2 pseudogenes are annotated in these 1,516 nt (G+C 61.9%); both read left to right on the top strand.

Going from position 1 to position 1,516, the window contains the following annotated elements:
- Positions 1-112: 112 nt before the first annotated feature.
- Positions 113-1,140, top strand: a pseudogene (gene istA, locus G6N73_RS35565) (IS21 family transposase); the annotation flags it as partial.
- Positions 1,141-1,516, top strand: a pseudogene (locus G6N73_RS35560) (ATP-binding protein); the annotation flags it as partial.

Raw genomic sequence — 1,516 nt, 5'->3', positions numbered from 1 at the left:
TCTGTCCACCCCAAGGGGCGCACTCCAGATTGGGCGGTTTTTCCATTGAGAAGTGACCCATGTTTGAACCCACCCCTGCCTGATGATTGCAGGGGACTTTGGAGTGATAGACATGGCGTTACTGAGTGTTATCCGGCGCTGGCATCTGCGCGAGGGACATTCGATGCGGGAGATTGCGCGGCGCACGGGGCTGTCGCGGAACACGATCCGCAAATATCTGCGATCCGACGAGATCGAGCCTCGTTTCAAGGTGCCGGAGCGGCCGAGCAAGCTTGATGCTTATGCCGAGCGGCTGTCGGCCTGGCTGAGGACCGAGACGAACAGGCCGCGCAAACAGAAGCGCACGATCAAGCAACTGCACGCGGACCTGATGAGCCTCGGCTATGAGGGCTCTTACTGCCGCGTTGCCGCTTTTGCGCGTGCCTGGAAGGCGGACCGCCAGCGGCAGATGCAAACGAGCGGGCGCGGCACCTTCGTGCCGCTGGCGTTCGAGCCCGGCGAAGCCTTCCAGTTGGACTGGTCGGAAGACTGGGCGATCATCGGCGGCGAGCGCACCAAGCTGCAGGTCGCGCACTTCAAGCTCAGCTACAGCCGTGCCTTCATCGTGCGGGCCTATCCGCTGCAAACCCATGAGATGCTGTTTGATGCCCACAACCACGCCTTCCGTGTTCTGGGCGGCGTTCCCCGGCGTGGGATCTATGACAACATGCGCACGGCGATCGACAGGATCGGCCGCGGCAAGGATCGTCAGGTCAACGCCCGCTTCTCGGCTATGGCCAGCCACTATCTGTTCGAGGCCGAGTTCTGCAATCCAGCCTCGGGCTAGGAGAAGGGGCAAGTCGAGAAAGAACGTCCAGGATGTCCGCCATCGGCTATGGCAGCCGCTGCCGCGCTTTCCCACCCTTCAGGCCTTGAAACGACTGGCTGGAACAGCGATGCCGGGAACTGTGGCAACAGATTCCCCATGGCCTGAGACCCGGAACGATCGAGAACATCCGGGTTGAGGAAGCCCACTTTCTGATGCCGATGCCTCGGCCCTTCGATGGCTTCGTCGAACACACCAAGCGTGTCTCGCCCACCTGCCTCGTCCATCTGGAGCGCAATCGCTACAGCGTGCCGGCCTCTTTCGCCAATTGGCCGTTCGACTTCGTCAGCAGCGAGGTCAACGAGGCCCTCGTGCGCCAGCTCCATCGCTGTGAGTTCATGGACGGGGCCAACAACGTCGTGCTTGTCGGCGGCCCCGGCACCGGAAAGACCCACATCGCCACAGCCCTTGGCGTGCAGGCGATAGAGCATCATCGCAAGCGTGTCCGCTTCTTCTCTACCGTCGAACTCGTCAATGCGCTCGAGCAGGAGAAGGCCCAGGGCAAGGCAGGGCAGATCGCCAACCGGCTCGCCCAATCCGATCTCGTCATCCTTGACGAACTCGGATACCTGCCGTTCAGCGCATCAGGCGGAGCGTTGCTGTTCCATCTGCTGAGCAAGCTGTATGAGCGCACCAGCGTCGTCATCACCT

Origin of the sequence: Allomesorhizobium camelthorni (genome assembly GCF_011045125.1) — a bacterium.
GTDB classification, from domain to species: domain Bacteria; phylum Pseudomonadota; class Alphaproteobacteria; order Rhizobiales; family Rhizobiaceae; genus Allomesorhizobium; species Allomesorhizobium camelthorni.
This window is presented reverse-complemented; position numbering and strand designations above follow the sequence as displayed.